Annotated in this window: 19 protein-coding genes; 4 read left to right on the forward strand and 15 right to left on the reverse strand. The window is 51.1% G+C overall.

Going from position 1 to position 22,305, the window contains the following annotated elements; translation table 11 throughout:
* Positions 1 to 292, reverse strand: a 292-nt coding sequence (locus ACQ9LF_RS12955) for a hypothetical protein (protein ID WP_462489838.1), incomplete at its 3' end; no start/stop codon positions are given.
* 608 nt (positions 293 to 900) lie between these two features.
* Here ACQ9LF_RS12955 and ACQ9LF_RS12960 point away from each other — a divergent pair.
* Positions 901 to 3,024 carry a GH92 family glycosyl hydrolase gene (locus ACQ9LF_RS12960; RefSeq protein ID WP_462489839.1) on the forward strand — a complete coding sequence of 708 codons (2,124 nt, stop codon included), beginning with the start codon at positions 901 to 903 and terminating at the stop codon, positions 3,022 to 3,024.
* 55 nt (positions 3,025 to 3,079) lie between these two features.
* Here the strand turns inward: ACQ9LF_RS12960 and ACQ9LF_RS12965 are convergent, their stop codons facing one another.
* The 7 genes from ACQ9LF_RS12965 to ACQ9LF_RS12995 form a co-directional block, all read right to left on the reverse strand.
* Positions 3,080 to 4,099 (reverse strand): PEP-CTERM sorting domain-containing protein, encoded by a 1,020-nt coding sequence (locus tag ACQ9LF_RS12965; RefSeq protein WP_462489840.1) that lies wholly within the window; start codon positions 4,097 to 4,099, stop codon positions 3,080 to 3,082.
* 103 nt (positions 4,100 to 4,202) lie between these two features.
* Complete coding sequence (locus ACQ9LF_RS12970) at positions 4,203 to 5,015, reverse strand: hypothetical protein (protein WP_462489841.1); 813 nt, start codon at positions 5,013 to 5,015, stop codon at positions 4,203 to 4,205.
* Positions 5,005 to 5,712, reverse strand: a complete 708-nt coding sequence (locus ACQ9LF_RS12975) for an ATP-binding cassette domain-containing protein (RefSeq protein ID WP_462489842.1) — start codon at positions 5,710 to 5,712, stop codon at positions 5,005 to 5,007. The genes ACQ9LF_RS12970 and ACQ9LF_RS12975 overlap by 11 nt, the downstream gene beginning before the upstream one ends.
* A gap of 30 nt (positions 5,713 to 5,742) precedes the next feature.
* On the reverse strand, positions 5,743 to 6,177 hold the full coding sequence (locus tag ACQ9LF_RS12980; RefSeq protein ID WP_462489843.1) for a hypothetical protein: 435 nt from the start codon (positions 6,175 to 6,177) through the stop codon (positions 5,743 to 5,745).
* A 530-nt stretch (positions 6,178 to 6,707) separates the two neighbouring features.
* On the reverse strand, positions 6,708 to 9,974 hold the full coding sequence (mfd, locus tag ACQ9LF_RS12985) for a transcription-repair coupling factor (protein ID WP_462489844.1): 3,267 nt from the start codon (positions 9,972 to 9,974) through the stop codon (positions 6,708 to 6,710).
* A 91-nt stretch (positions 9,975 to 10,065) separates the two neighbouring features.
* Positions 10,066 to 11,163 carry a 6-phosphofructokinase gene (locus ACQ9LF_RS12990; RefSeq protein WP_462489845.1) on the reverse strand — a complete coding sequence of 366 codons (1,098 nt, stop codon included), beginning with the start codon at positions 11,161 to 11,163 and terminating at the stop codon, positions 10,066 to 10,068.
* A 186-nt stretch (positions 11,164 to 11,349) separates the two neighbouring features.
* A complete protein-coding gene (locus tag ACQ9LF_RS12995; protein ID WP_462489846.1) occupies positions 11,350 to 12,144 on the reverse strand; it encodes a GDSL-type esterase/lipase family protein in 795 nt (264 codons plus the stop codon).
* 173 nt (positions 12,145 to 12,317) lie between these two features.
* On the opposite strand from ACQ9LF_RS12995, the gene ACQ9LF_RS13000 reads away from it, so the two are divergent.
* Complete coding sequence (locus ACQ9LF_RS13000; RefSeq protein ID WP_462489847.1) at positions 12,318 to 12,998, forward strand: basic secretory protein-like protein; 681 nt, start codon at positions 12,318 to 12,320, stop codon at positions 12,996 to 12,998.
* Positions 12,999 to 13,067: 69 nt separating this feature from the next.
* On the opposite strand, the gene ACQ9LF_RS13005 is transcribed toward ACQ9LF_RS13000, so the two are convergent.
* On the reverse strand, positions 13,068 to 13,316 hold the full coding sequence (locus ACQ9LF_RS13005) for a hypothetical protein (RefSeq protein WP_462489848.1): 249 nt from the start codon (positions 13,314 to 13,316) through the stop codon (positions 13,068 to 13,070).
* Between the two features lie 326 nt (positions 13,317 to 13,642).
* Here ACQ9LF_RS13005 and ACQ9LF_RS13010 point away from each other — a divergent pair, with 326 nt between their 5' ends.
* The gene (locus ACQ9LF_RS13010; protein WP_462489849.1) at positions 13,643 to 14,980 is read left to right on the forward strand and encodes an MFS transporter; all 1,338 of its coding nucleotides are present in this window, start codon (positions 13,643 to 13,645) and stop codon (positions 14,978 to 14,980) included.
* A gap of 92 nt (positions 14,981 to 15,072) precedes the next feature.
* Here the strand turns inward: ACQ9LF_RS13010 and ACQ9LF_RS13015 are convergent, their stop codons facing one another.
* Positions 15,073 to 15,450 (reverse strand): Hsp20/alpha crystallin family protein, encoded by a 378-nt coding sequence (locus tag ACQ9LF_RS13015; RefSeq protein WP_462489850.1) that lies wholly within the window; start codon positions 15,448 to 15,450, stop codon positions 15,073 to 15,075.
* A gap of 44 nt (positions 15,451 to 15,494) precedes the next feature.
* Positions 15,495 to 15,926 (reverse strand): Hsp20/alpha crystallin family protein, encoded by a 432-nt coding sequence (locus tag ACQ9LF_RS13020; RefSeq protein WP_462489851.1) that lies wholly within the window; start codon positions 15,924 to 15,926, stop codon positions 15,495 to 15,497.
* Positions 15,927 to 16,159: 233 nt separating this feature from the next.
* Between ACQ9LF_RS13020 and queG the strand changes: the two genes are divergently transcribed.
* The gene (queG, locus tag ACQ9LF_RS13025) at positions 16,160 to 17,092 is read left to right on the forward strand and encodes a tRNA epoxyqueuosine(34) reductase QueG (RefSeq protein ID WP_462489852.1); all 933 of its coding nucleotides are present in this window, start codon (positions 16,160 to 16,162) and stop codon (positions 17,090 to 17,092) included.
* A 1-nt stretch (position 17,093) separates the two neighbouring features.
* Here queG and ACQ9LF_RS13030 read toward each other — a convergent pair whose 3' ends face one another.
* The 4 genes from ACQ9LF_RS13030 to ACQ9LF_RS13045 form a co-directional block, all read right to left on the reverse strand.
* Positions 17,094 to 17,660 carry a hypothetical protein gene (locus tag ACQ9LF_RS13030; protein WP_462489853.1) on the reverse strand — a complete coding sequence of 189 codons (567 nt, stop codon included), beginning with the start codon at positions 17,658 to 17,660 and terminating at the stop codon, positions 17,094 to 17,096.
* Between the two features lie 656 nt (positions 17,661 to 18,316).
* The gene (locus ACQ9LF_RS13035) at positions 18,317 to 18,928 is read right to left on the reverse strand and encodes a transposase (protein WP_462489854.1); all 612 of its coding nucleotides are present in this window, start codon (positions 18,926 to 18,928) and stop codon (positions 18,317 to 18,319) included.
* Positions 18,929 to 20,238: 1,310 nt separating this feature from the next.
* The gene (locus ACQ9LF_RS13040; protein WP_462489855.1) at positions 20,239 to 20,748 is read right to left on the reverse strand and encodes a PEP-CTERM sorting domain-containing protein; all 510 of its coding nucleotides are present in this window, start codon (positions 20,746 to 20,748) and stop codon (positions 20,239 to 20,241) included.
* Between the two features lie 92 nt (positions 20,749 to 20,840).
* Positions 20,841 to 21,773: a hypothetical protein gene (locus ACQ9LF_RS13045; RefSeq protein WP_462489856.1), complete on the reverse strand. Its 933-nt coding sequence runs from the start codon at positions 21,771 to 21,773 to the stop codon at positions 20,841 to 20,843.
* Between the last annotated feature and the right edge of the window lie 532 nt (positions 21,774 to 22,305).

Genomic DNA, 22,305 nt, shown 5'->3' on the forward strand with positions numbered 1-22,305 from the left:
ACTGGACCAATTTTCGGGGAGCAGGCCAACAGGATCTCTTAAGATCTAAATCTTTCCAGCGAAAACCTCCGCTTTTTTTAAGACAACGAATAATACTTGCGATAATTGTCAAGTAAACAAGGCAAGCAAAAACAGGATGCCATTTCGCACATGTATTTTCAATATAAGCAGATATATTGTCAATTATCGGCCTTTGTATGTATGCAGTAATAATGACAGATACAACCGTTAACACTAAAAGATCTATCCATCTTTTACATCTAAGTTTTATAGCCACTTTGTTTTTATTCATACTCGATCCGTATTGAAAAAGGCAAATACCTATTTACTTTCATTTTTTTATCATGGATACACAATCCGCTCACATGCGCACACGTACACTCTTCTCCCTCGATGCAGACACATATACTCAGAACTGCCAACTATGACTTTAAAAACCAACTTCCGCTCGCGCAACCCTTAAAATTTCATCAGGCTGTGAAAGTGATACACAACTTGATACCATGCTGCCATCCGGCACAACTGTACTTGTCCGTACAACCGATTTAAAAATGCCCCCGAATTATATAAAATCTCCCTCTGTAATACAAACAATATTTCCCAGATATCAACCAACTTCCCCCCACGAATTCCAAATGTTTGACTTTAAATTCTCATCTCTCCAAATCAACATTCTGTCCCCCTGCCTTCTCAGGTTCTTGAGTTCTTGTGTTCCTGAGTTCTTGTGTTCTTTTACCCCCCCCGCTGCCTCGTTATATACTGTGGACATAGCAAAACAAACCCATTTTCCCTGCAAATCCTGCCCAAAAGAAATTTTCTCGAAACATCTCCATTCCATACATCATCTGAATGGCATAGTATTGACTGAACACAAAAACGATAATACTGGAGACAGAACTGATGAAATGGTTTGCAGTGGGTTTGGTTTGCCTTGCGGGGGCGATTGCCCAGGCGGAAAAGCAACTTGTGGATTATGTTAATCCATTTCTGGGCACAGCGACCCTGTGGGACAGCAAAGACATCGGCTACACCCCGACGCATCGGACGTGGGGGGCCGAGGTCTTCCCGGGGGCATCATTGCCCAATGCGATGGTGCAGCTTAGCCCCGTCACGCAATTTGGCAGCGGGTCGGGCTATCAGTACGAAGACACCACCATCCAGGCCTTCACCCACACCAGCAAGGGCCACTGGAACCTGTGCCATATTCCCCTGCTGCCGGCCACCGGCGAGTTTGCCCCCGACGACTACAGCTCGCCCTACAGCCACAAGAACGAATCCGCCCGGCCGGGCTATTACCAGGTATTCCTCGAACGCTACGGCATCAACGCGGAACTGACCACGACCCTGCGGTGCGGATTCCATAAATACACCTTCAAGCCCGGCCAGCCCAAAAAGCTCATCGCCGACCTTTCCATATCCAACGAGCGCGTCCGGCGGTGGGATATCGCCCAGGACGGCGACACCGTCTTTACCGGCTTTCAGCAGACCGGCGAGCGGATGTACTTTTACGCGGTAAGCAACCACAAAATCCAATCCATTGAATCAATGACCAGGGGCCGCAAGACCATCTCCGTGGTGCACTTTGCGGATGCGGACAAGCCGCTGGAGCTGCAGATCGGCTTTTCATTTGTCAGCCTTGCCAATGCCAAAGACAACCTCGACAAGGAAATGCTGGGCAAGAGCTTCCAGCAGGTCCGCGACGAGGCGACAGCCACCTGGCAGCAGCTGCTGTCCAAAATCCAGGTCACCGGCGGCACCGAACGCCAGCGGGGTCTGTTCTATTCGACGCTGTACCGGTCGTTCCTGTGGCCGGCACTGCGAAGCGATGTCAACGGGGATTTTACCGACCGAAACCGCAACGTCGTCAACAAGGGCTTCCGGTATTATACCGAGCCGTCGCTGTGGGATGATTACCGAAACAAGCTGGTGCTGCTGGGAATGCTGGCACCGGATGTGACGGTGGATGTGATTAAGTCGCTGATTGACCGCGGCGAGAAGACGGGCTTTATGCCAACGTTTTTCCATGGTGACCATGCGGCGCCGTTTATTGCGGGGACCTATTTACGCGGGATACGCGGATATGATATCCAGAGCGCCTATAACCTCTTGCTGCGGAATGCGACCCTCGAAGGCGGAACCCGTCCGCATATCACCGAATACATGGAAAAGGGGTACATCTCTGAGCCGGACATTAAAAACCCCAATGTCGAAACCAAAGCCGCCGCGGGTGTAACCAAGACGCTCGAATATGCATATGATGACTATGCGGTGGCACTGCTGGCCAGAGAGCTGGGCGATACGGCCAATTACCAGATGCTGATGAAACGTACCACCAACTATAAGAATATGTTCGATCCCTCCACAGGCCTGATGCGGGGACGGCTGGCCAACGGCGACTGGATCAAGGACTTTGACCCGACCTATCCGTATTATGAATACATGTACCGCGAGGCCAACGCGTGGCAGTCCTCGTTTTTTGCCCCGCACGACCCGCAGGGGCTGATTAGCCTCTATCCGAGCAAAGAGGCGTTCGAAAAAAAACTGGATGAGCTGTTTTCGATTCCCTGGGGCGGCGTGGAGGCATATAACTTTTCGGTCTTTATCGGGCAATACTGCCACGGCAACCAGCCCGACCACGGCTTTCCCTATATGTACTACTTTGTCAACAGACAGGACAAGGCCCAGGCCATTCTCAACAAGATTATGGATGAGTTTTATGATATGGGCAGGGAAAAGCTGGCGTATGCGGGGATGGATGATGCCGGCGAGATGTCGTCGTGGTATGTGTTTAATGCGATGGGCTTTTATCCGTTCTCACCGGCAGACCCGGAGTATATCGTGACCGTGCCGCTGTTTGATAAGGTCGTGATTAAGATGGGGGACAACGTGAACTGGACGATTGTGCGGGACAAGCCCGGCGATAAGATTACCAGGATTACCTATGACAACAGGACTATCGACGGGTATTTTATCTCGCATCAGGACCTGATGAAGGGCAAGACACTGGTCATCAGCACCCAGTAGCAGGTCCCAGGCAAAGAAAAAGGGCGACCCACTGGTCGCCCCTGTTTTTTTTGAATTATCGCACAGTTTGGCGTTTGCGGCGGATACACAGTCCCGCAGCACCCAGCAGCAGGACAGTGGCCGGCTCGGGGACGACCTGCCATTGCAAAGCCACGCCGTTGGCCGCGGTCACGTCAAAGGCGAAGGTATTGCCAAAGTCGGCATATGCCATCGCGTCGTTGCTGGCGTCCACATAGAGATACATGTTCGATTCGAAATCCAGCGTGTGGCCGACGATGGCTTCAAACATCAGGGTAATTTCACCGGTGTCGAACAAAAGGTCTTGCTGGTAATGAAAAGAATCGCTCAGATAGCTCACTCCATCGGAAATGCGGTATGAATTGCCGGCGTCGATATTGCTTTCATAGCTCCAGGACTTATCCCAGTTGGATGAATAGCTGTGATTCCAGTAAGGCATATACACATCATATGATTCCAGTTCGCAGGAGGCGCCAAACGAAGCCTGTGAGGGAATCCACATGCCTTCGCCGGTGTCGATCTGGATGGCCAGGTCACGAATAGTCAGTTCCGCGTCCATCTCGGCATGTGCCCAGCCCTTGCCGGGCCAGGAGGTCGCTTCGGTATGCAAGGCACCATCCAGCCGGATTTTGAGGGTCAGGATGGTGGTATCGCCTTCAGAAAGACCGGACGTACCCGGCAGCACGGTCAGACGGTTGGCTGCATCGGTCGAAATCCTGGCATCGGACAAATGATTATTGTTCGGTGTGGAAATAACCTGGGCAGAGACGCCCTGCCTGAGATTGCCTGCATCCGCGTAACCCTGTGTAAAGCCGATGGATTCACCATTGGCAATCGTCCAGCCCGTCCATATGCCGCCGGAGAAGGATTGGTAACTGACGTAGGAGTCGTCCGTGCCGTCCGAATCAATAGAATCATAGGCTCCATTTTTGTAGAAATTGATGGAACTGTCGTAACTGACTTCAGCGAAGGCCGGAAGGGCCTGAATCAGCAGGGTCAAAATGCCTATCAGGCAGATGCTCTTGCGAACATTACAAATAGGATTTCGTTTCATCATACTCTCCTCGTCCTTTCGGAACTATTAAATTAAGATATTGTGTAACTCAGAAGAATTATCTATTTTATCAAAAATAACATTGCGGAGTCAAGATTATTTATTTTCAAGATTGCCTTGCTTTAACAGGACATAGCGTATCTGGATTTCTCCACAGATAATAGGCCGGCGGCCAGGCAAGTTTTCGGCAGATAAAGTCTGTGCGTTCAAGGCTTTGTGATAAATGGCGGCGGCGGCCAAAAGGACCGAGAAAGGCATTAACACAGCGTTCAAGCCGGCCCGAATCTGCTCCCTTAAGGGCCAGTATCCGTTCGTGGACAGCCTCAGGATCGTGCCAGAGAGTCGGCGGGATATTCAGTTCATTGAGCATCTGTGCCAGGCGGTTGGCCTTTTTGTTTTCGGGCGTCGGATAACGTGTCATCCCCGCCTTTTCGAGGAAGGGATGGAAGAAGCCCATAACGGCCAAAGATTCGATGTACGGCACATTTAGACAGGGCAAGGTCCGGCGGACCAGCCAGGCAGCAAGACCAAGTCCCCGCCAGGCGGGATCGATGACGACTCGCGAAATGGTTCGGATGGACTGATTCAAATAACGCAGATGGCAGGTTCGGTCGGAGGAGCAGAATTGCGGGCCGAGAACAGCTTTGCGTGCGGCACAGTTGGGGACAGGGTAGGTATAGACGATAACCCCAATGACGGCGTGTTCGAAGTGCATCTGCGGAACGTGCTGATGAAGCGTCCAGATCCCAGCCACAGGCCCAAGGCACACATCACGGTAATGATAGCGGCTGAGCCGATGGTAATCCGCAATAGTTCCGCCACGCAGGGTCACATATTTAAGCAGCGAGCAATAGCGAGGGCGTTTGGTAATTGCTGCGGTTGCGGCGGGATGGGCAATGACGGCGGTTTCAGGAGACATGGGCGAGCCTTTCGGTTGGGGTTGTCGTCTTCGATTGGCGGGCAGGGTCACGGTGGATGATGTCAGTCAGACCCGCGGGGTATTTGACCACGATGATGTCGGGGGCAAGGTCTGTGATCAGTTCGGTTTGTATGCCGGCAAAGATGAAGATACGACCCGTTTTGCGGGCAAGGTCGCGGAGCCGGCGACTGACGACGGCAGCGGTCAGACGGTCAACCGAGGCCATGAATTCATCAGCAAATAGGAATCGCTTGCCGCTGAGGATGGCGCGGGCCAGACGATAGCGAAAGACCTCGCCTGTGGACAGGTGCTCCGGGCGGGACAGCATCGCCAGAACATCCGACAGGCCTGCGGCGGCAAGTATGTCAAGGTGCTCAAAGGTTGAGCCGCCCACATCGCTGATGCTGTCGATGAGGGATTGGTCGGCTTCGATGGGGACATCGTCCAGCCGGAGGCGATCGTCCTCGGGAGTCTGAGCATACAGGGCATTGAGAAGAATGGATTTGCCGGTGCCGGAGCGACCGGTAATGTAGCAGATATCGCCTGCTTGAAGTTCAATGTCAAGAGTATGACTGAAGGCCTGTTTGCGAAGACGAAACAGCGTCAGGCCGAAGATATTCATCACCTGCCTCATCCGATCGGTGATGGGGTAGCTAAAGGATATATGTTTGCAAATCGAAAATCGAATCGATTTCATGGCAAGCTCCTTGTCTTATAATGTCCTGGATCAGGCAGAACGGTTTTGATGTTGCGGGGTCTTGAGTGTCTCGAGGATTTTACGCACACGATACCGCGACAGGCCCGTCACACGGACAATGCGGGTAATCGAATGGCCTTCGAGGATGGCCTGACGGGCAATGGCTTTCTCGAGGGCGGAGATTTTGACACGGTCGGCAGGCTGCAAAGCCAGCCTGCCGGATAAGCCTTCGGTCAGACGGCGGATACGTCGGCTCAGGGTCGATTGAGAGCGGCCGGTCAGGACGGCCAGGGTCTGGTTTCGGCAGCCGGCCGTTAAAACAAGCTCCATCAGAACACGATCCGGGCCGGTCAGCCAGTCGCAACGGGACCGAAGGACTTTGGCATGCTCTGCGGGCCGAGCAACCATTTCGGTGGGAAGTTCTTCGAGGTATTGGTGACTTAGTGTGGTTTTTCGATACAACATAAACGCTCCTTTTATACCTTCATATATGTTTTATATCTATCTAACTATATTATAGATTTTCTTTTTATAATTTCAACAAAAAGTTTGATATTTATAAAACTATTTTATTAATTTATCTGGTATTAATGGATGCTAAAAGGAGTCATTGTATATGCGAGGAGGGAGCACTCTTCCTGAGATTGACAGGGAAATTGCGAAAAATTTCACAGATAGCTGTGATTAAAAGATGTCAATACATACTCTTTTCAATGCCGCTGGCTGTGTTTACAAGTGATTTATAAATAGGGTTTTAAATGCTTATTATAAATATTTTTAGTTTTTCAATAGATTTTAGTAAACATTTGACGATGATTATTCGTCATAATATATAGAGTAATACACTGAAATTATCAGATAGCTAATTCTGACAACTTAATTCATCACCCTCCTCCGAAGCCAGATACTGCGTTCCGCGGTTCTGGCTTTTTTTATTGCCCGTCCCAATATTATCAATACAAGACCTTTTTAATTCGTCTATTTGAGAAATTGTCTCACCGACTCCGCTTGAGGAGTTTTCGCAGGACGCTGGTCAGGGTATGGGGTTCGAAATAGGATTTATCAAGTCGGACATAGACGGTGCGGGGATCCGGGATGCTGACCCGACCCGGGCATCGGGCAAACAGATCAGCGGTATAAGCCCCCTCTTCAAATGAGAATATTAAATCCATTCCCTGGACGATGAGGCTGCGGATTTTCCACCGGGCGGCATACATCCGCAATTCGGCAATATCCAGCAGGGTTCGTACCGAGTCGGGCAGTGGCCCAAATAAATCCCGTAATTCCTCCTCAAAACGTCGGATATCCGCCACAGTCCGCATCTGGCCAGCACGGCGATAAACCTCCAGCCGCTGGCGGTCGGAGGCGATGTAATTCTTCGGGATGCCGACATGGAAGCCCAGATCGATGGCGGTCATGGCGGGCTGTTCGACCGGCTCATTGCGGAGCTTGGCGACAGCCTGGCCGAGCAGTTGGCAATAGAGTTCGTAGCCGACGGTGTTGATGTGGCCGGATTGTTCTGGACCGAGGATGTTGCCGGCCCCGCGAATCTCCAGATCGCGTAAGGCAATCCGAAACCCCGAGCCCAGCTGCGAGAATTCCTCGATGGCTTTAAGACGCCTGGCGGCGATGGGATTAACCGGGCGGCTGGCCGGCAGGAGCAGGTACGCATAGGCCCGATGCTTGTAACGGCCAACACGCCCGCGAAGCTGGTGAAGCTGCGACAGACCAAAGCGGTCGGCATCAACGATAATCATGGTATTGGCATTGGGGATATCCAGGCCGGCTTCAATAATCGTCGAGCAGACCAGCACCTGGGTCTGCCCCTTGACAAAACGCACCATCGCATCTTCCAGATCGTGCTTGTGCATCTGGCCATGGGCGACATCCACTCGCACAGAATCGTCGGCGATAATATCCCGCACCATCTGGGCAGCACCATGAATGGTTTGGACACGGTTGTGCAGATAGAAAACCTGCCCTTCGCGTCCGAGTTCAAAACGTATCGCCTTTCGGATAAGGTCGCGATCGAAGCGGCAAACCCGCGTGGTCACACTGCGGCGGTCCAGCGGCGGTGTCGCCAGTGAGCTGATATCGCGCAAGCCAATCATCGCCATGTGCAGCGTCCGGGGAATTGGCGTGGCCGACATCGTCAGGACATCCACATTGACACGGAAGCGTTTGAGGCGTTCCTTATGCTCGACACCAAAACGCTGTTCTTCATCGATAATCAGCAGACCGAGGTCTTTGAAGCCGACATCATCACTGAGCAGGCGGTGTGTCCCAATCAGGATATCGATTTTGCCCTGACGTGCCGCGTAAAGAATATCCCGTGCCTGCCTGGGCGACGTGAATCGGTTGAGGACTTCAATCGTCACAGGAAATTCCGCGAAGCGCTCAGCAAAGGTTCGCCCATGCTGAACACACAGCACCGTTGTCGGGGCAAGAACAGCGACCTGCTTGCCCGCCTGCACTGCCTTAAAGGCCGCACGCATGGCCAGTTCGGTCTTGCCGTAGCCGACATCTCCGCACAGCAGACGGTCCATGGGAATCGCCTCGGCCATATCACGCTTGATCTGCTCCGCGGCAGTCAACTGATCGGGCGTTTCCTGATACGGAAAGGATTCTTCGAATTCCTTTTGCCACAGGGTATCAGGCCCGAATGCAAATCCGCCGAGTTTTTGCCGCTGGGCCTGCACTTCCAGCAGCTCGGCAGCCAGCTCCTCCACCCCGACGGCAACCTGCTGCTTTTGCTTTTCCCATTTTTTGGTGCCAATGCGGCTGAGCATCGGGCGGCGCGGCATGGAGCCGATGAATTTATGGACAAGATGAATATTGGAAGCGGGAACATGAATCCGCACTTTGTCCGCATATTCAATCGTCAGATATTCGCCGGTATGGCCGGCCTTTTCCATCATCTCGATACCGAGAAACCGACCGATACCATAGCTGACATGCACCACATAATCGCCCTTGCTCAGATCCATCAGGCTGTCAATCGGCGAGACCGACCGCAGCGTACGGATACGTCGCCGGACGGAGGCCTGGCCGAATAGCTCGTGATGACTGATGACAATCGTTCGCAGACTGCGGAGAATAAAGCCCTGCGACACAAATCCCGTCCGCAAAGTCAAATACGGCGGGACGCCGCCGGCTGTCTGCTGAAGAATCTCCTTGACACGGGTCATCTCGGCCTGATTTTCACAGTAAAGAACAATGCGGCAATCGGCAGCACGCTCGATCAAATCCGTCAGGGCGTTGCGGCCTTCTTTCCAGAGGCTGCCGGCCTTGTGTTCGAATTCCTGGGCGCTGGTAACGTCCAGATGAATGCTGTCTGAATCGGCGGCAAACCGGCTGATTTCCAGGCAGGTAAATCGCTGCAGAGCTTTGTATATTGACGCCCACGGGAACATCCCGCGCAGGTCGTCAAGGCGGCTCAGGAAGACTTCCGAGACTTCGGCTATCTGCGTCGGCTCTTCCAGCACCACAATCGTCTCCGGCGGCAGAACATTGACAAACAATTCCGTCGCCTGCCCCATGGACAGGTTCTGCCCGACGGCGGCAACCAGGGTCATCTGCTGGAGTGCCTCACCGGATCGCTGTGTGTCCAGATCAATCAGGCGGATGCTTTCAATCTGGTCGCCGAAAAACTCCACACGCACCGCCTGCGGTTCGGAGACCGAAGCCTTTGTCGAGGTCAGGCTGACGGGGGCAAAGACATCCAGAATTCCCCCGCGATGAGCAAACTGGCCCGGATAGTCAACGCTGTCAGTGCGTTCAAAACCCGCCTCGACCAGCCAGGCGATAAGCTCCTGCGGATCACGTGTTTTGCCGACAGCCAGCTCCAGCCCGCGCTGACGCAGACTCTCCGCTTTGGGAATGGGCTGATTGAGGGCCTGGACCGAGGTCGAAATCATACTGCTGCGGGGGACACCGCCCGGCTGCGACAATTCCAGCACCAGACGCAGCCGCTGGGAACCAATTTCGTCAGCGAGGTTGTCTTCATCACCCGGCGGGCTTTCCCAGACAGGAAACGTCTGGACCTGGGTGCCGCCAAAGGTCTGCAGGTCGTCGCAGACGCGGTCGGCATCGTCAATATGCGGGCTGATGTACAGCAGCGGACGATGGAGCGTTGTGGCGATATGCACAGCCAGCAAGGGCGCAAAGGACCCCCACGTCCCGTCGGCTTTGACCACCCCTCTGGCGGTCTGTTCCAAGCGGGAAACAAGCTGGCAGATTGTCTTATCCTGAGTTAAATTCATCAGAGCATCGCCCTGAAAGAAATCTGACGCTGCCTTTTCAGGACGTGATGGTAATCATGCACATGTGCCCCAAGCATCACCCCGAATCGCATTATATCCCAAAGCTGGTGCCGACGGCTTTGGCGGCGGCAATCAGCGGATGGTTCATCGGCACCGTCTTGATACGTCCGGCGGTCTGGCCCAGCGGGATACTGTCGAGCCGGCCGTTTTTCATCACAACCAGCCGGTTGAATTGTCCTTTCATCAGCAGCTCCATCGCATAATGGCCAAACTGGGTCGCCAATGCCCGGTCAAACGGGCTGGGCACACCGCCGCGCTGGACATGTCCGAGGTTGACCGCCCGGCAGGATATACCGGTCAGGTCCGCCAGCTGGTCGGCCAGCATAAAGGAAATGCCGCCCAGACGAATCGGGTCAGGGCTGTTGGCAATCTTTTTGGCCACAACCATCTTGCCGCCCTTGGCCTTGGCCCCTTCGGCCACACAGATAATGCTGAACCGCCGGCCGGTTTTGGATCGGCGGATGACATACTCGGCCACTTTATGGATATCGTAGGGGATTTCGGGAATCAAAATGACATCCGCCCCGCCGGCAGCCCCCGCGTACAGGGCAATCCACCCGGCATACCGCCCCATCACTTCCAACAGCATCACACGATGGTGCGAACTGGCGGTGGTGTGGAGCTTGTCGATGGCTTCTGTGGCGGTATTGACCGCCGTATCAAACCCGAATGTGATATCGGTACCATACAGATCGTTATCAATGGTCTTGGGGACACCCATGACAATCAGGCCCTTTTTGACAAAGGCTGCCGCGGAATTCATTGTGCCGTCGCCGCCGATGCAAATCAGGGTGTCAATGCCGCGTTTGCTAAGATTGATGATGCACTGCTCGGAAACATCTTTGTTGACGGTCTTTTTACCGAGGGTAATCGGGTAGCAGAATGGATTGGACGTATTCGACGAACCCAGGATAGTACCGCCAACGGTCAGAATGCCGCTGACATTGCCGTAATCGAGGGGATGAATCCGATCCTCGATGAGGCCCTGATATCCGTCCTCAATACCATAGACTTCAAGGTCGTAATGATTAATCGCCGTCTTGACAACAGCACGGATAACCGCATTCAAACCCGGGCAGTCACCGCCGCCGGTCATCACCGCTATTTTTTTGATCTTTGCCTTGGCCATATTGTACTCCTGTATGGAATGACCCTGTTATTTCAAACCGCCGTATTATATCCGATACAGGCATGCATAAAAGCAAAAAATCAATTCGTTTATCCGGCACACTCACAGCACAATCGCCGCATAAAAAAACCTGCCCGTATCAGACGACACGGGCAGGCCGAAGATTCGTGAAGCTCACAGACACTCTTATTTCATCAGTTTTTCAACCGTGGGCAGAATGGATTCGCCCCAGATAACATATCCCTGCTTGTCAGGATGCAGCAGGTCAGGCATAACCTCACGGGTCAGCACGTTCTGATCGTTGAGGAATTTACGATTGATGTCCAGAAAGAAAATCATCTTGTTGTCGGCAAGCTGGGCGGCAAGCTGGCTGGCCTTATCATTCTTGGCCCACTGCGGATTGTAGGTTGCCCCCTGGGTCCTGTCTTTGCGCTGAGCATCGTCGCCGCGCGGGAAGATCGCCAGAATCAGCACCTTGGTCTGGGGCAAACGGGTCCGCAGCGTACACACAATCGCTTCGATCCCTTCGGCAATCTGTTCAGCCGTATACTCGTTGCCGCCGGAGTTGTTGGTGCCGATCATGAGAACCGCCAGTTTGGGGCTGATGCCGTCAACTGTGCCGTGTTCCAGACGCCACAGGACATGTTCGGTCTTGTCGCCGCTGAAACCGGCATTCACCGGATTCCACTTGCCAAAATAGCTGTCCCACAGTTCCGGCTGTCGTTCCCAGCCGTGCGTAATCGAGTCGCCGATAAACAGAATACCGACGTTGCCCTGTTTGACGCGTTCGACCACAGCGGCGTGACGCTTGGTCCACCAGTCATCCGGACGCGGCACAGGGATAACGGCTTTATTGGTCGAGCCTTGAAGCTGGCTTTGGACCTGGCTGCAGGACAATTTCGACGACGAGCATCCTGCGATGGTCAGGCTGATGGCGAGGAGTAACACTGTGATGGATGTTGCGACCCTTTGGCTGTTCATGTTGGTTCCCTTTCTACTGTCTTTGTTTAATGGTATTCACAACCTGCCTGTCATTGTATAAAGAATATTAGGTTTTGAAAGTAAAAACTTGCTTTGGAATAGAGGTTTGCGATATACTGCCGGTTTTGCGTAAGGATAGAGTGGTATACAATCAAGCAATCAGGAGAATGACGATGAAGAATTGGGCGTGTGCTGTGGCCATGCTGCTGACTCTGGCCGGCTGGACCTGTGCCAAAGTAACCGTAACGCTGGATGTCGAGGAAATCAAGGACGAGGCAAAGCTGGTAGCATGGGCCAATCAGGCTAAAGAACTGATCGAGCAATGGCATCCCCGGCTGCTGAACTTCATCCCGACCAAAGATTTTGAAGCCCCTGCCGATATCAAGCTGGTTTTCCGCAAAGGCGATGAAGGCATTGCATGGACGTCCGGCACACAGATTACCGTCATGTCAGGCTGGATTACCAAACATCCCGATGATATCGGACTGGTCTTCCATGAACTGGTACACGTGGTTCAGCAGTACAAAAGCCGAATCCCCGGCTGGGTTACCGAGGGAGTCGCGGATTATCTTCGCTGGGCATTGTATGAAGGCAAGCCGCTAAGCTGGTTCCCCCTCAGCAGCAAGCCCAGCGGTTATCGCGACAGCTATCAGGTCACCGCCGGATTTTTCCTCTGGCTGGAAACCGACCGCTGCCCGGGCATCGTAACCAAAATCAATACCGCCGCACGCAAGGGCGAATTTAAGGAGGCTATTTTTACGGATCTGACAGGCGCGTCGCTGGATTCATTGTGGGCGGATTATATGGCCGATCGAAAAGCGGCAAAAGAAAAATCGCCGTCAACGGAAAAATAATCCACGGCGATTTAAAATTCACAAGCAATCTCGGCGGCCATCTGCTCAATGCAGATGGCCGCGGGTATTTTATCGATGTGCCATTTCCAGCGGCGGCGCTTCACGTTCATGCTTCAGCATCGCCATGAAGAATTCACTGAAATCCGGCGTAATACCGTCGGCAGCGTAACGAATCGTATCGGCAGGCCGAGCCTGCGGCTGTGCAGCGGGAACCTGCAGCACCTTCTGACATTGTCCGCATCGCACTTTCTTTCCGGCATAGGTATCGCCCAGGGCATATACATGACCGCATTGGTCGCAGGTAAATCGAATCATCATAGGTACTCCTTTCATCTATTAAATCCTCGGCCTCAAACTCTCTGCCGATTGTTCTATTCTTTTTTTTACTGCTTTCATACAGTAAGACGGAAACAACCAAAATTTGTTTCAACAAAACCAAAATTCTTTGCGCGCCGATACAGCTTAGTGGGATTTTCAAAATTGTTTTGTGCTGTACCGCTGGCGAAAAATCCTCTCCGTTAAACGACTTAAGAACAGATATCGAGGCAAAAGATAGATTTTTACGGAATCATCAGATACTTTTCATATCTGGACTTTTATGGTATGGTATAACACGTAACTTTAATCTGAAATCTGGATTCACTATGACTGAAAATACACAGGATCATCCTGACTTATACTCCTATGCCGACCGTGACCAGCGTCAGCAGACCATGCGATTGTCTGTTATCGAAGGCATGCTGGCGATGGTGGCGATCGGCCTGATGCAAAATTTTTACGTGCCGTATCTCAATGACATGGGCGCAAGCAAATTCGCCGTCGGGGTTGGCTTCGGCAGTTACCTTCTGGCCGGCGGGTTTATTCAGATCTGGGTACCAACGATGTTGCGGTGGGCCAAAAATTACCGCACCCTGGTGATTCTGGGCACCGCCCTCCAAGCCCTGTTTCTGATTCCGTTTGCACTTATGATCTATCTCGTCCCAAAACATGCCGTCTGGGGCAGCATTGTGGCCATGCTCATTGCCGCCGCCGCCAACGGCATCAGTGCCGGGGCCTGGGCCGACTGGATGAGCTATATTGTCCCCCGACGAATGCGAGGCAAGTATTTCAGCTTTCGAACCAGCATGATGACGCTCTCACAGTTCCTGGCTTGTGTCGCGGCGGGGCTGGCACTGGACCGGACCGACAATGTGATTGCTGTCTTTACCGTATTGTGGTTTGTGTGTGTAGCAACTCGATGGACGGCCACCGGTGTCCTGTTCTGGCATTACGAGCCTCAGCACATTCACCATCAGCCCCAAAAGCAGATTGCCTTTACGGATTTCATCGGCACTATGCATACACACTCCTACGGTAAATTCATCCTGGCCTTTTCGCTGATTTACTTCGGAGCATATTTCGCGTCCCCCTTTTTCGCGCTGCATATGCTTAACGATTTAAAGTTCACCTATTTTCAGTATAGCTGTATTCAGCTGATTGTCCCGCTGACAACGGTGTTCAGTCTGGGCCTGTGGGGACGAATTTCCGATCGGCTGGGGAATATCATGCCCATGCGTCTGGCAGCAACACTGATTCTGCTGTTGCCGGCCTGCTGGCTGATCAGCGGCAACTTTTGGTATCTGCTGACGCTCAATGCCATCGCCGGGCTGGCCTGGGGCGGATTCCAGCTCCTGACATTCAACTACAGCATCGGCGAACTCCCCTCCGGACAGCGGCTGGCATACATCTCCTATATGAATGCCATCGCCGCCATCTTTTACTTTGCCGGCTCGGCACTGGGCGGATGGCTGGGACCGATGCTGCCCAATATCACCCATTTCCAGCTTCACAGCATCTTTGTTTGCAGCACCCTGCTGCGTTTACCCGCCTGTCTGATTTTCCAATCGCTGCCCACCGATGAGCCGGCCGGAACTCGAATGACAGCGATTGAAAAATTCTTTTTCCAGCCCCGGCGGTTTCTCCAGGGACGCTTTTCGCGATAATCCGAAAACCTTGCTTGCCAAAAAAACCAAGAGCGGGAATATCCCGCTCTTGGTCTTGTACAAGTTGTATCATCTCTCCAGAACCCCACAAGTTAGCCGGCATGAATCTGAATTTTTCTGGGTTTGACTTTTTCGGCCTTGGCAACCGTCAGCGTCAGGACACCAGCATTCAGAGCTGCATTGATCTTATCACGGTCAAGGTCATCGCTGAGCAAAAATTCCCGATGGAAATCACCAATCCGCTGCTCGGCATACAAGACATTGCCGGGCTGCTCCTGCGGTACGGCACCGTGAACCGTCAGCGTATCGCCTTCGATCTTGATCTCCAGATGATCCTTGCTGACACCGGGCATGTCTATTTTCAGTACAATTTCCTCGGGCGTCTCCCAGATATCGGTGGCCGGCAAAAACGTATTGCGCTCTTCGCGGCGAGTAATATTCGCCTGTTGTTTCTTTTCTATGTCTTTCATGGCTGTGACCTCCATTCCATACGTTAAACACCTTGTGTGTTGAGTTACTCAGCTTTAATCGCAATGGTCCGGGGCTTGACCGCCTGGGCCTTGGGCATTTCGATTCGCAGGATGCCGTCTTTATAGGACGCCGTAACACCAGCCGGATCCACTTTTTCACTCAGCGTAATCGTGCGATGGAATTCGCCCGTGGGACGCTCTTTGCGATAGTATCGCCCTTTGCCGTTTTCGGCGTCTTCCCGTTTGCCCGACAAGGTCAGGCTGCTTTCCTGGACACTCAAATCGATGGTCGCCGGATCGACGCCGGGAATCTCGACAGTCACGACAAGCTTGTCTTTGGCATCGTACACGTTCATCGCGGGAAATGTCCCACCCGGAACGCTGCGAAGCCCCAGAGGACCGCCGAAGGCATCAAACATCCGGCTCATCTCGTCAAACATCCGGTCCATGTCCCAAAATGGTAATCGTCTTGTCATCAACATAGTCGTATCCTCCAAAAATTCATTTATGCCTTTTTGACTTTTCAATCCACACATAAAGACGAAAAACAAATCGCGTGCCAGAATGGGGCCTTGTTGAAATACAGCCATATCCTCTTGATATAGCGTGGGTTATGTAACACCACTGAGCAATTGGACATATTCCAAAGCCTGTCATTTCGACAGAAAATGCAAGCCAGAGGGGCAGAATTGGGGTATAATCAGAGATTATGGATATCAAGACACAGATCAAACAGAAAGCGAGCGAACTGGGGTTTGACCTGGTGGGAATTGCTTCCGCTGAGCCGATTGAGGAGGCCGAGCGTCGGTATTTTGTGGACTGGCTGGAGCGGGGGAATGCCGCTGGGATGGAATATCTGACCCGCAATATCGACAAACGATTTAATCCCGCCCTGCTGCTGGAGGGAGCAAAGTCGATCATTTGTGTCGCCTTGTGTTATAAGCCTGCCCAGACCATCCTCAACGGGCCTTGCAAGGTCGCTGATTATGCCCTCTACGAGGACTACCACGAGTTTATTAAGGCCAGGCTGCGGAAGCTGGTTGATTTTATGGTACAAACGATTGCAAAGCCGATGGAGTGCAAAATCTGTGTGGATTCGGTGCCGCTGGCGGAACGAAGTGTTGCCAGACGGGCCGGGCTGGGGTTTATTGGCAAAAATCACTGCCTGATACATCCGGAATTGGGGGCACAGTTACTGCTTGGCTCAGTAATTACGACGCTGGAGTTGCCGGCCGATATCCCAATGGATAAAGACTATTGCGGGTCTTGTAATCGGTGTATTGAGGCCTGCCCTACTGGAGCTTTGGGACAAAATGGCGAGTACGATTGTCGTAAATGTATTAGCTACTTGACAATTGAGGAAAAAGGGGATATTCCGGAAAGATTTCATAAGGCTATTGGCAACCGTCTATTCGGCTGCGACAACTGCCTGCTGGCCTGCCCCTACCAAACAGCCGCCCCCGCCCGGAAAAGCCGGGATTTTCAATATTATCCTCAGCGAAACTCACTCGTTCCGCAGGACATTCTGACGTGGACAAAAGACGACTTCCTGCATCTTTTTAAAAACTCCCCCGTCCATCGCCTCGGCCTGGACCGCCTCAAACGCAACGCGGGAATATGTCAGAACAACCGTTTATTATGACCTACTTTTTCACAAAATCTAAAAATCCCTGATCTTCACTTCCCTCATCACGGGGTAATTCATAATAGTTATATGCTTCTGTTGTTACATAGTATTTGGGAAAAGATGTCCATGCCGCAACCCAATGTTGATTATCCTTCGAGATGGTCCCCATAAAAATATCTTGTGAGGATCCTTCCACAATTTGCTGTCCCTTGACAAATCGAAATTTGTCTATATTTATCTCCACAACAAGTTCTTTGGTTTTATCGTTATATTGGACAATCCACTTACCAGCTCGGATTGTTCCCTTACCATTTTCTATCAAATCGACCGTTGTTGTATGCCCATTGATGAGAGGTGCACGGCCAATTGTATGAACAATAGAGGAAACTCGCCCATCTTTTTCAATATTTATTTCCCAGCCTTCTCGATCTGCCACCCATCTGCCTACATACTGTGATGGAAGTTTGTTAGTGCCTATAAGGATGACCTGCATATTGGGATCATTGATGGCTTTTGACGGCCCATGGCAACCCGTCAAAACCACGATTACAGCACACAAAAAGACTGGGCCCAGTGTTTTCATAAGTGTATCCTTGTTTATATGGTTTCCGGAAGTCTATATCGTATATTATCATAAATAAAATGTCCCAATGCAACTTGATTTTCGATGTTTTTATGATAGCAAACACCTCCAAACTTGCTTTATCCCATCGTAGGGCACCCCTCCTCGCTTGCCTTCGACATCGTAGGGCAAGCCTCCGAGCTTGCCACTTTGCATCACCATAAATGCCTCTGTGCTTGCTATTTCGTATCGCCAAACAAAACCTTCACGCTTACCGTTTTGCCATTGTAGGGCAAGCCTCTGTGCTTGCTGCTTTCAGACTCGCCGCAGGCGTATCCTCTTTTCAATCGGAAAGCCTTCGGCTTATTATTATACCTCAAACGCGGAGGTTTGAGCTACTATTCCTCAAGCTCAAAGGCTTGAGCTGTTATCCACAAACTCACCAATGTTCGCTACTTTTCCCGCGATGGCCATTTTGCAATTGTAGGGCAAGCCTCCGTGCTTGCCACTTTGCATCACCATAAATGCCTCTGTGCTTGCCACTTTGCATCATAACAAATGCCTCCGTGCTTGCTGCTTTCAGTCTCGCCGCAGGCGTAACCTTTTATTAATCGGAATGCCTCTGGCATATTATTATACCTCAAACGCGGAGGTTTGAGCTACTATTATGGATTGGGTTAAATGATCGCTTTATCCGACAGAATTGATTTCCCGCCAGACTGATTATGGTTATCAACAATATACTTGCGAAATCGATTTAACTGTGCCGGACTGCGGACAATATGATCGAACGACTCATGTTGCCAGATTTGCCTTTTTCTGCCATCCAGCTTCATAAACCGGTTGGCGGTATAGGATTTCCATGAATGCAAGAGGCCTTTGAGAGCATAAGGAGCCAAAGGCATCAGCAGAACATGGACATGATTGGGCATAATCACCCAGTAATCCAGATAGTATCGCTGCCCTTCGTAATACAACAGAGCCTCTCGAACGATATCTGCATACTCCGGCCTGGCCAGAAGACATTCCCCTCTGCCGGCATTAAGCCATTCATCAATCCGACTTGAAAAAAGAGACTGATACTCATGCCATTGTTCATCCGTATAAGGCAGAGGATGGTTCTTTTTCCATTCCAGACGCTCCCTTTGAATTTGTTCAAGACGGTGTTGTGGAATAGAATCACTCAGACGAAATGTCACAAAATGAAGCTTGCCATGCTGTGACCAGTGCGGCAGCTTGCTGCGGGTAATCTGCTTCTCCTCGGCGGGATTGTAGAACGGATTTATCATAGCCGCCCTGTTTTTGATACTATCCTATTGTTATATTCAAATTCCCATACCCAAACTGTTTACCATCGTAGGGCAAGCCTCCGTGCTTGCCACTTTCAGTCTCGCCGCAGGCGTATCCTTTTATTAATCGGAATGCCTCCGGCACATTATTATACCTCAAACGCGGAGGTTTGAGCTACTCTTTCTCAAGCTCAGAGGCTTGAGCTACTATTCTATTTTGGCTGATTTTCCCACGCCTGGCGTTTTAGCCATTGTAGGGCAAGCCTCCGTGCTTGCCACTTTCAGTCTCGCCGCAGGCGTATCCTCTTTCCAATTGGAATGCCTCTGGCATATTATTATACCTCAAACGCGGAGGTTTGAGCTACTTTTCCCGCGATGGCCATTTTGCAATTGTAGGGCAAGCCTCCGTGCTTGCTGCTTTGCATCATAATAAATGCCTCCGTGCTTGCCACTTTCAGTCTCGCCGCAGGCGTATCCTTTTATTAATCGGAATGCCTCCGGCATATTATTTTACCTCAAACGCGGAGGTTTGAGCTACTCTTTCTCAAGCTCAGAGGCTTGAGCTACTATTTTATTTTGACTGATTTTCCCACGCCTGGCGTTTTAGCCATTGTAGGGCAAGCCTCCGTGCTTGCCACTTTGCATCGTAATAAATGCCTCCGTGCTTGCTATTTCGTATCGCCAAACAAAACCTTCACGCTTACCGTTTTGCCATCGTAGGGCAAGCCTCCGTGCTTGCCACTTTCAGACTCGCCGCAGGCGTATCCTCTTTCCAATTGGAATGCCTTCGGCATATTATTTTACCTCAAACGCGGAGGTTTGAGCTACTCTTTCTCAAGCTCAGAGGCTTGAGCTACTATTTTATTTTGACTGATTTTCCCACGCCTGGCGTTTTAGCCATTGTAGGGCAAGCCTCCGTGCTTGCCACTTTCAGTCTCGCCGTAGGCGTATCCTTTTCCAATCGAAATGCCTCCAGCATATTATTATACCTCAAACGCGGAGGTTTGAGCTACTATTCCTCAAGCTCAGAGGCTTGAGCTACTATTTTATTTTGACTGATTTTCCCACGCCTGGCGTTTTTAGCCATCGTAAAACAAGCCTCCGTGCTTGCCACTTTCAGTCTCGCCGCAGGCGTATCCTTTTATTAATCGGAATGCCTTCGGCATATTATTTTACCTCAAACGCGGAGGTTTGAGCTACTTTCCTCAAGCACGGAGGCTTGAGCTACAATAAAAAAAGAAGCCCTTCCTGGGGAAGGGCTTCTTTACACACTTAGGAGATACTTTGGTTCTTAGTTATTTACGCAGGAATTATTTTTTCCGGCGAATGAACAGACCACCCAGAGCCAGCAGGCCCATCGTCATCGGTTCAGGAATAGCGATTTGCGCTGTATCTAAAATAGTCTCACCATCTTCTGCAACCAAGTAAATAGTAGCAACTCCAGCTTTGTCAGCCAAGAATGCTAAATCTGCATACTTACCAGCACGAGTAGGAGTAGTAGAAGGATTGGTCAGATCGAGATACCACACATCCCATGCTTTACCTATAATCCCAGTCACATCACCATAGTAAGTAACTTCAAAAGATGGGCCTTTCGGAAAGTCAGCAGGAACATCATTACCGCCAGCCCATTGACCAACACCACTCATGTCAATAGCAAGATACCCAAAAAAGCCACCAATGCGTGCCTCATCTGAAACAATGCTAATATTAGCAGTTTCGCCAACCGCCATCTGAGTCGGGGCTACTATCGACATGCCAGCATTGGCAAATCCTACAACACCAAGAACCAGAGCAAGAACCATCAACTTCTTCATCATCGTTCTCCTTTCGAACTTTGTTTGTTTGTACAAACTACTGTTAAATTAATCTTCGTGTGAAGTGTGTGTCGTTTTAAATTTCTAATTCTGTATTAGGGATTCACAAAGAAATTATAGTGTCCAGTATTCATGCAATCTGCAACACCAGGACCTTTGGGCGCTTCCTTGATATTCCAGTTTGCTACCAGAATGTTAAGATCGTTTGTGCTCACTCTTGCATAACCTGCTATCGCACTACCCTGCTGGTCACGATTGAAATCAGCACAAATCCCATTGGGTATGCTCAGAATGCCGGGACCCTTCGGGGCTTCTTTAACATTCCACGCTGATACAAGTACATTTAAATCGTTGGTGCTGACATAAGCATATCCCGCAATTGCGCTACCCTGGCTCTTGCCATCGGCATCACCACGGCAGTTGCGAGCATAGGCCCAGCAAGCCGGTTTACCATACTTCACCCAGTCAGCGTAGATCGGAGCGGTATTCTTGATCGGTTCGGGAACCGCAAACACCACGCACTGATTGATCTTCCAGCCAGCGGCGGGGGCAACCACATTGTCACCGACAACGCCACCACGCAGGGTGTCCAGTTCGATATCAAAGCAGGAATCTGCAGAACCAGTCAGCTTCACCGTGATGCTGCCATTGGAGGTAATGCCGGCCTGATTACCAGCCTGATCCAGATAGCCAACGCTGATGGAGAACGTGCTGGCCGGGAGAATTGCAACACCCGCAGCAGCCGGATTGGCAACCGGATGACCATCGCCAATCTGATAGCCGGCATTGGTGAAAGCATAATCAATGAACGTGTTGAACGGAGCAACTGTCACATCGGTGCCGTTGGCAACCACGGCATCACCGCTGGTGCGGGTCAGCTTCAGAGCCAGACCGCGAAGGGCTTCGCCAGAAGCCAGAGTGTAATCAATCTTCAGAACGCCATTTCCCGCATCAGACGCCGTAAACGTAACGGCCATAGCCGGGGCCACAAGGGCTAAAACGAGGAGCATTGCAAGGGTTTTTTTCATCTGACACCTTCCTTTCTCTTTTTCTTCTCTTCTTCTCTCTATTGGTTCATCACCCACCGGGCCTTGCTTCCGGTGCATAATGAGAATACGCTAACTGCACATCGTCCCACTATTCTCTAAGGGATATTACCCTCTTTTCTCCGATCCCCACATACTTGTCAGGCTCATATTTATCCCCCCGTAATGACCTTGCTTTCCCTGACTCGGGATTACTCCAGTTATTACAACGCTGATAATACTAAAAAGCAGGTTTGGTTGCAAGTAAAAAAATATGTAAACGTGAAAATTTTTGCCCCAGAGGCCATAAAAAGACCATTTTCAATATTGAAAACAAGTCGCAAACAAAACCCGATAATCCCAGGCAAACGCACAAAATAATACTCTTTTGAGCCCCTTCATATTTCCGATATAATAAGCCCTCAGATTTTGGATTTTTACGCATCATCTTGTCTATTTTGAACGATAATAATATTGATAATTGCGTCAAATTCGCGTTAAGTAATTAGAGAGCTTGAATAATAGATATCCAGAC

Source organism: Anaeroglomus insulsum (genome assembly GCF_050689095.1).
Lineage (GTDB): Bacteria > Planctomycetota > Phycisphaerae > Sedimentisphaerales > Anaerohalosphaeraceae > Anaeroglomus > Anaeroglomus insulsum.

Bases quoted from the DNA above. Each gene is read 5' to 3' on its own strand.
- ACQ9LF_RS12960 (WP_462489839.1), top strand. From the start codon at position 901: ATGAAATGGTTTGCAGTGGGTTTGGTTTGCCTTGCGGGGGCGATTGCC.
- ACQ9LF_RS12965 (WP_462489840.1), bottom strand. From the start codon at position 4,099: ATGATGAAACGAAATCCTATTTGTAATGTTCGCAAGAGCATCTGCCTG.
- ACQ9LF_RS12970 (WP_462489841.1), bottom strand. From the start codon at position 5,015: ATGTCTCCTGAAACCGCCGTCATTGCCCATCCCGCCGCAACCGCAGCA.
- ACQ9LF_RS12975 (WP_462489842.1), bottom strand. From the start codon at position 5,712: ATGAAATCGATTCGATTTTCGATTTGCAAACATATATCCTTTAGCTAC.
- ACQ9LF_RS12980 (WP_462489843.1), bottom strand. From the start codon at position 6,177: ATGTTGTATCGAAAAACCACACTAAGTCACCAATACCTCGAAGAACTT.
- mfd (WP_462489844.1), bottom strand. From the start codon at position 9,974: ATGAATTTAACTCAGGATAAGACAATCTGCCAGCTTGTTTCCCGCTTG.
- ACQ9LF_RS12990 (WP_462489845.1), bottom strand. From the start codon at position 11,163: ATGGCCAAGGCAAAGATCAAAAAAATAGCGGTGATGACCGGCGGCGGT.
- ACQ9LF_RS12995 (WP_462489846.1), bottom strand. From the start codon at position 12,144: ATGAACAGCCAAAGGGTCGCAACATCCATCACAGTGTTACTCCTCGCC.
- ACQ9LF_RS13000 (WP_462489847.1), top strand. From the start codon at position 12,318: ATGAAGAATTGGGCGTGTGCTGTGGCCATGCTGCTGACTCTGGCCGGC.
- ACQ9LF_RS13005 (WP_462489848.1), bottom strand. From the start codon at position 13,316: ATGATGATTCGATTTACCTGCGACCAATGCGGTCATGTATATGCCCTG.
- ACQ9LF_RS13010 (WP_462489849.1), top strand. From the start codon at position 13,643: ATGACTGAAAATACACAGGATCATCCTGACTTATACTCCTATGCCGAC.
- ACQ9LF_RS13015 (WP_462489850.1), bottom strand. From the start codon at position 15,450: ATGAAAGACATAGAAAAGAAACAACAGGCGAATATTACTCGCCGCGAA.
- ACQ9LF_RS13020 (WP_462489851.1), bottom strand. From the start codon at position 15,926: ATGACAAGACGATTACCATTTTGGGACATGGACCGGATGTTTGACGAG.
- queG (WP_462489852.1), top strand. From the start codon at position 16,160: ATGGATATCAAGACACAGATCAAACAGAAAGCGAGCGAACTGGGGTTT.
- ACQ9LF_RS13030 (WP_462489853.1), bottom strand. From the start codon at position 17,660: ATGAAAACACTGGGCCCAGTCTTTTTGTGTGCTGTAATCGTGGTTTTG.
- ACQ9LF_RS13035 (WP_462489854.1), bottom strand. From the start codon at position 18,928: ATGATAAATCCGTTCTACAATCCCGCCGAGGAGAAGCAGATTACCCGC.
- ACQ9LF_RS13040 (WP_462489855.1), bottom strand. From the start codon at position 20,748: ATGATGAAGAAGTTGATGGTTCTTGCTCTGGTTCTTGGTGTTGTAGGA.
- ACQ9LF_RS13045 (WP_462489856.1), bottom strand. From the start codon at position 21,773: ATGAAAAAAACCCTTGCAATGCTCCTCGTTTTAGCCCTTGTGGCCCCG.